This is a genomic window from Bacteroidia bacterium (genome assembly GCA_020852255.1).
Classification (GTDB): Bacteria; Bacteroidota; Bacteroidia; order JADZBD01; family JADZBD01; genus JADZBD01.
Genome location: JADZBD010000014.1, coordinates 40,993 through 47,683 on the forward strand (window position 1 = coordinate 40,993; position 6,691 = coordinate 47,683).

Here is a 6,691-nt window from a genome sequence, read left to right on the forward strand (position 1 = left end):
CTGGTTCATGGGGAAAGATCAACGATTAATGAACGACAAAAAAGTAGGGAAATGCTAAAAATTGAGAATTTACATGCAGGTATTCCGGGCAGAGAAATCCTGAAAGGGTTTTCACTCGAGATAAAACCCGGAGAGGTTCATGCGATTATGGGACCCAATGGTTCAGGGAAAAGCACCCTGGCCAGTGTATTGGCGGGGAAAGAGGATTATGAAATCAGTGGGGGGAAAGTTATGTTTCTGGGAAAGGATTTGCTGGAATTGTCAGCAGAAGACAGGGCGAGGGAAGGCCTGTTTCTTGCTTTTCAGTACCCGGTGGAAATTCCGGGGGTGAGCAACATTAATTTTCTTAAGACCGCCCTCAACGAAATCCGCGCCTATCGCGGAGAGGGTCCTATGGATGCGGCTACGTTCCTCAAACGCGTGAAAGAAAAGCAGGCCCTTGTAGAGTTGCAGGGAACGCTCGCCAACCGAAGCGTGAACGAAGGATTCAGTGGAGGAGAGAAAAAAAGAAATGAAATATTCCAGATGGCTATGCTGGAACCGAAAATGGCGATCCTCGACGAAACCGACTCCGGGCTGGATATTGATGCGCTGCGCATTGTAGCCAATGGAGTAAATAAACTGCGTTCAAAAGACCGGTCCTTTTTAGTAATCACCCATTACCAGCGATTACTGGATTACATTGTGCCGGATGTGGTACATGTAATGTACGACGGTCGAATCGTAAAGTCGGGCCCCAAAGAACTGGCCCTGCAACTGGAAAAAGAAGGATACGATAACATCAGAAAGCAAAGCGGTGAGCAGGTTGGAGCATAACATTCAGAACTGGCCGGCGAACAGGATGGTTCCCGGCGGACTTCCGGTGACCGCGGTACGCGGAAAAGCAAAGGAGGTGTTTGATTCACTTGGCATTCCCGGAAAGCAAAGCGAGGATTACAAATATTCTCCGGCAAACAGAATTTTTCATGGCGGGCTGCAGCTGGCAGAGTCAGCTCCTGCCTCTGATGCCTTCCGGAAAGAATTCCTGATCCCGGGAATGGATGCGTGGATCATGGTTTTCTGTAACGGCCGCTTCCAGCCTGCTGATTCACTGCTCAACGGGATTCCCGACGGGGTGCGGATCCTTCCCCTTGGCGATGCGCTGAATGAGAAAAACGGTAGTGCGGAACAGCACTTCGGCAGCATGGCTTCCAACTATCCGGAAGCCCTGGCAGCAATGAATACCATGTTCGCGCGGGAAGGCGCCTTTGTCCATATCCCGGAGGGTATAATGCTGCCAAAGCCGCTGCATATCGTGTCCGTTTTTACTTCCGCTGCAGACGTGCTGTATTTTACGCGCCACCTGATTGTTCTGGGAAAAAATGCAAAGGCAGAGATCTTTGAGTCTTTCCACGGAAATGATCCTTCTGCCTCCTTTACGCTGAATTCAATGGCGGAGGTTCTTGTGAGAGAATCGGCTGCTCTTAAATATTATATTCTGCAGCAGGCGGGTAAGGACTGCCATCATGTTTCTCATCTGTATGCCGGTGTGGCACGCAATTCTCATTTTGATACCAACACGGTTACGCTGGATGGGAAATGGATACGCAATAACCTTCGAATTGCCATGCAGGGAGAGGGAAGTGAAATTCACCTCAACGGGCTTACTCTTGCCGCAGGGGAGCAGCACGTTGATCATAACACACTGGTGGATCATCGCTTTCCGAACGGGCAAAGTTTTCAGCTGTATAAGGGAGTGCTGACAGGAAAATCTACCGGTGTTTTCAACGGAAAGATTTATGTTCGCCCGGATGCACAGAAAACCAATGCCTACCAGAGCAGTAAAAATATTTTGCTTTCCGATGACGCTTCTATCAATGCAAAACCCCAGCTTGAAATTTATGCGGATGACGTGAAATGTTCCCACGGTTCTTCTACCGGTAAACTTGATGAACAGGCATTGTTTTATTTCCGTTCAAGGGGAATAGGGGAGGAAAGTGCGCGTAAGCTGCTATTGGGTGCATTTTGTGAGGATGTTCTCGAAACGGTCCGCAACGAAGCACTGAAGGATCATTTAAGGCTTCGGATGGAGGAAAAATTGCGAAATGATTAGATCCGCTTTAGACATTGGTCGCATCCGCGCGCAATTCCCCATCCTGCAACGGACGGTGAACGCAAAGCCGCTGGTGTATTTTGATTCTGGCGCTACTTCCCAGAAACCGGATGCTGTGATCAATGCCATGAATGAATATTACCGGTTGCGGAATGCAAATATTCACCGGGGTGTACATACACTGAGCCAGGAGATCACTGCTTTATACGAATCAGCCCGAGACACGGTGCGCGATCACCTGAATGCTACGAATTCGCGGGAGATTATATTTACCGCCGGTACAACTGCTTCTGTAAACATGGTAGCGGATACGTTCGGGAAAGAGATTTTTCCTTCCGGCGGAAGCGTCGTTGTTTCGGAAATGGAACACCATAGTAATATCCTTCCCTGGCAGAAGATGGTGAAGGAGAAAAAGGGGAAACTGCTGGTCATCCCCGTTACTGAACGTGGTGAGATGGATATGAATGTATATGAGCAACTGCTGGAGAAATCGCCTTCTTTTGTTGCGGTAACTCATGTTTCTAATACCCTCGGAACCGTTAACCCCCTAAAGGAAATGATCCGTATGGCCCATGCGAAGAATATACCGGTACTGGTAGACGGCGCGCAGGCAGTACCTCACATGAAAGTGGACGTAAGGGATCTTGATGCGGATTTCTACTGCTTCAGCGCACATAAAGCGTATGGACCCACGGGAGTAGGCGTACTCTATGGTAAGGAAGCGTGGCTGGAAAAGTTGCCGAACTATCAGGTGGGCGGTGGTACCATCAAAACCGTGAGCTTCGAGCGGACGGAATATGCCGAACTGCCGCTGCGCTTTGAAGCAGGAACTCCGAATATTGAAGGAGGAATTGGCATGAAGGCAGCGCTTGACTGGATGAACGGCATAGGATGCATGGCCATCGAAGCGCATGAACAGGAATTAATGGAGTATGCTACGCAACAGCTGGAGAAACTGCCCGGGATCAGAATACTGGGAAATGCCCCGCAGAAAGCAGGGGTTATCTCCCTGATTATGGAGGGCATTCACCCGTATGATGCGGGAATGATCCTGGATAAACTCGGAATTGCTGTAAGAACCGGACACCATTGTACTCAGCCGCTGATGAGCCGCTTTGGTATACAGGGCACAGTCCGGATCTCTTTTGGTGTGTATAATACATTTTCTGAGGTGGATGCACTCGTGGAAGGACTCGGAAAGGTTCAAAAAATGCTTTCATGAGTATAGCCGCTACAGAAAAGGATTTGCTGGATGAGTTTGAATTGCTTGGCAACGACTGGGAGGCGCGCTATGAACATATTATTAGTATGGGCAAGGATATGCCACCGCTGAGGGATGAGGAAAAAAAGGAAGAATTCCTGATCAAGGGATGCCAGAGCCGGGTATGGTTGTTGTCGGAATTCCGCAACGGAAAGGTTTTTTTTAAGGCCGACAGCGATGCGGCCATTCCCAAGGGAATCGTGGCCATGATGGTCCGGTTGCTTTCGGGAAATACGCCCGATGAAATCGTGAATGCGCCCTTGAATGTGGTGAACAGCATCGGACTGAAAGAGCATTTATCTCCTACCCGTGCCAACGGACTGGTTAGTATGATCAAACAAATGAAACTGGACGCACTCGCCTATAAAGCAAAAGTTTAATATGCATACCGTAATCACATCCAATGATCCGCAAATGACGCAAAATGTCATTGATATGATCAAAACCTGCTTCGATCCGGAAATTCCTGTTGACATCTGGGAACTGGGGCTTATCTATGAGATCAATATAAATGACGAAAAAGATCTGGAAGTGGTTATGACACTTACCTCTCCCTCTTGTCCCGTGGCAGAAGTTCTTCCTCCGGATGTGGAAGATAAGCTGAGAGCCATACCGGGGATCAAATCAGCCAAGGTGAGGGTAACCTTTGAGCCGCCGTGGGAAAAGGAAATGATGAGTGAGGTGGCACAGGTAGAGTTGGGATTTATGTAAAATGGAAAGCGAGATCATAAACAGAGTGGAGGCCGCCGGACTCACAGAGATCAGGCTCGAGGAGTTACGCCTGGAAGGAGAAAGAGCGGTTTTGGATATTCAGCCTTTTCTTTTTCAGGGACAGCTACTAAGGGAAAAAGAATTCAGAGAAACCGTAAAGGGGCACGATTGGTCTGTTTACCGGAACAAATATGTTGCTATTACCTGTTCAGCAGACGCCATTGTTCCCACCTGGGCATATATGCTCATTGCTCTTGCGATTCATCCGTTCGCCAGGTCGTTCGTTTTCGGTGATGCCGGGCAACTGGAAACAGCGCTTTTTCTGGAGGCGCTTGGGAGAACAGATATTTCCCGTTACCAAAACGCAAAGGTGGTGATAAAGGGCTGCGGTAAAGTTCCGGTTCCTGAAAGTGCCTACGTGGAGATTACCCGTCTGTTGGCTCCGGTGGCGCAGTCCATTATGTACGGTGAAGCCTGCTCCACTGTTCCTTTGTTCAAAAGAAAATAGGTTACTGCGCCGGAAAAATTGAAGTTGAGATTTCCAGCATTACATCTTTGCCTCGTGTTGGTTCTAAAATAGAACCACACGTGCCCTTGCCGGGTAAAAAATCTTTTGCTCCTTCGCTTTTGTGAAAAAGCGATTGCTTTTTATGGGATTGCTCATGGCGGTAAAGTTTGTTGCCGCCTCTTCTCCTTTTAACGGACCGGCCTCGGGTAATTTCCTGCTGCGGACCAATCCATTGAGTACAGAAGTCCGTTTTGAGAATTTTGATGTGGTATCGGGAAGGCAGTTTTTGCAGCTTCAGGAAACAGCCGACAGCATCAATGCCCGCCTGCAATGGGTATATGAACATTACGGCATCGAATGCTACTTCGTTTTCATGGAGTATTTTGATGTGCACATTGCCCATTCAGCCGATGGAAAAATGAGCGCTGACAGTCTGTTCGGTGGCGGCAAGTGGTATTCAGAGCATTCGGTTATTGATTCTCTCAGAACCATCCAGAAAAAGACAGGAGCCTGGATGAAGTCTGCCCTTTCGGACATGCTCGGACGCCCGGTGATTTTGGTCAGCATGGCACGCTATCATGCGGTATTTTCAGGAGCAGGTGCCGCCAATTACTATCTCACCCTGCATTATGCTCATCGTCCGGCTTCCTTACCAACGCCGCCTTTTTTTAACGAAGTACATACCGGATACCTGGAACGCTGCCGGGTGAGGAATCAATACGGGGCAGATCTTTTTAACGATAACCTGGCACTGGCCTATGCCGAGCTTTTCAGGGAAACTGCAGTGAAGGTTAACCTGCGGTCGCGCATCCCGGACACATATACATCGGAGGGCTTAAGCGGGATCTTCCGGTATTTTACACCCGGCGGACCGGATTATAAAATACTCACACTTCAGGAGCGTTTGCATTGCCTGAGCGTGTTTGCCGGAGAGGAGATGAGCGGCGGGGGACAATACCAGCCAAAGGAAGAGGAGTTTGTTATCCGCATTCTTTCCCACACTCCCGCAGAGCAATTACAGAGTCTGTTCACGGCCCTGGCGCAGCCTTCGGTGATGAATGCCGATCCCCGTTACCCCGGCGACCGTTCGGACCAGACCCCGCTGCTGGAGCGGCTCATCAGCCGTACCGACGGTGATAACTACGCTTTACTGATGCGATCGCTCACGGATCGCCTGCAGCAAATGCCCGGCTTTTCCGAACAGCTTACCCGTCTGCTTACCGAAGAGGAGATCGGCCGGCGGCATTTTATCTGGAACGAGCGCTGGCTGCTGACCCCGGAAATAGGGCAATTACAGTACATGGTGAATCTTACGGGAAACGGAAAGGTGAAGGTGAGTACAGGCAGGGTTAGCCAAGTACAGGTCAACTCCCCGGTCAACAGCAACTTACCCACCTACTATGTATCCTATAACAGCGAACCACCCGTGGAGCTGGAATACTTTGAGCCTGTGTTATTCACCTCGCAGTGTGAGCTGCCCGCCTTTGCCGAAGGAGGAGCGGAGAACGGCCTTCCCATGGTGGTACCGGCGGTGTTTTTAAAGTATGCATACGATAAGCAGTTTAATCACGACATGCTTCGTATGGGAGGAGTGGCCGGCGACCTGGTGACGCTGGTTTCGGCTCCTCTGGCATTTTTCAAGGCGGTGACGTGGACCCGCAGGGCCTGGATCGCCTTTGAAGTGGCCAACGCAACAGGCAATCTGTTGGTCAATACACTGGGAGCAGATCTGCCTCCGGGCTTTGAGGATATCGTGCAGCAGAGCAATTACCTGATGATAGCTGTTGGAGGGAAGAATATACTCAAGGGAGGTTACCAGTCGCTCTCGTTCGCCCTGGCGGGTACCAAAGAGTTCACGAGCCGGGTATCCAAGGAACTTGCCCTTACCCTGGCCCGTTCCTTAAATGCGGAATCGGCACCCGGTCTTACCCGTCTGCAAAAGCTGCAGGAGTTATCAGCCACCTCCCTCTCGGCCAAAGCCATCACGCGCTTTTACGAAAAGCTCAAAACCCTATACAAGGATTCCTTCAAACGCGATCTTGAAGCCGATCTTCTGCCACCCCTTCCCACCGGCCTCCCCTCCTGGGTCAGCGAAATCAAAACAGTGGAGGATTATTTG

Annotated in this window: 7 protein-coding genes; all 7 read left to right on the top strand. The window is 50.0% G+C overall.

The window, feature by feature from the left end:
- Positions 1-51 precede the first annotated feature (51 nt).
- Entirely contained in the window at positions 52-816 is a 765-nt protein-coding gene (sufC, locus tag IT233_07615) for a Fe-S cluster assembly ATPase SufC (protein MCC7302491.1), read from the top strand.
- A complete protein-coding gene (sufD, locus tag IT233_07620; protein MCC7302492.1) occupies positions 797-2,092 on the top strand; it encodes a Fe-S cluster assembly protein SufD in 1,296 nt (431 codons plus the stop codon). The genes sufC and sufD overlap by 20 nt, the downstream gene beginning before the upstream one ends.
- Positions 2,085-3,314, top strand: coding sequence for a SufS family cysteine desulfurase (locus IT233_07625; protein MCC7302493.1), 1,230 nt, complete (start codon positions 2,085-2,087; stop codon positions 3,312-3,314). The genes sufD and IT233_07625 overlap by 8 nt, the downstream gene beginning before the upstream one ends.
- Positions 3,311-3,733, top strand: coding sequence for a SufE family protein (locus tag IT233_07630; GenBank protein ID MCC7302494.1), 423 nt, complete (start codon positions 3,311-3,313; stop codon positions 3,731-3,733). Before IT233_07625 ends, IT233_07630 begins: the two co-directional genes overlap by 4 nt.
- 1 nt (position 3,734) lies before the next feature.
- Positions 3,735-4,064, top strand: coding sequence for a DUF59 domain-containing protein (locus IT233_07635; GenBank protein MCC7302495.1), 330 nt, complete (start codon positions 3,735-3,737; stop codon positions 4,062-4,064).
- Position 4,065: 1 nt separating this feature from the next.
- Complete coding sequence (locus IT233_07640) at positions 4,066-4,572, top strand: DUF2480 family protein (GenBank protein ID MCC7302496.1); 507 nt, start codon at positions 4,066-4,068, stop codon at positions 4,570-4,572.
- Positions 4,573-4,693: 121 nt separating this feature from the next.
- The coding region (locus IT233_07645; protein ID MCC7302497.1) for a hypothetical protein at positions 4,694-6,691 on the top strand (1,998 nt) is incomplete at its 3' end.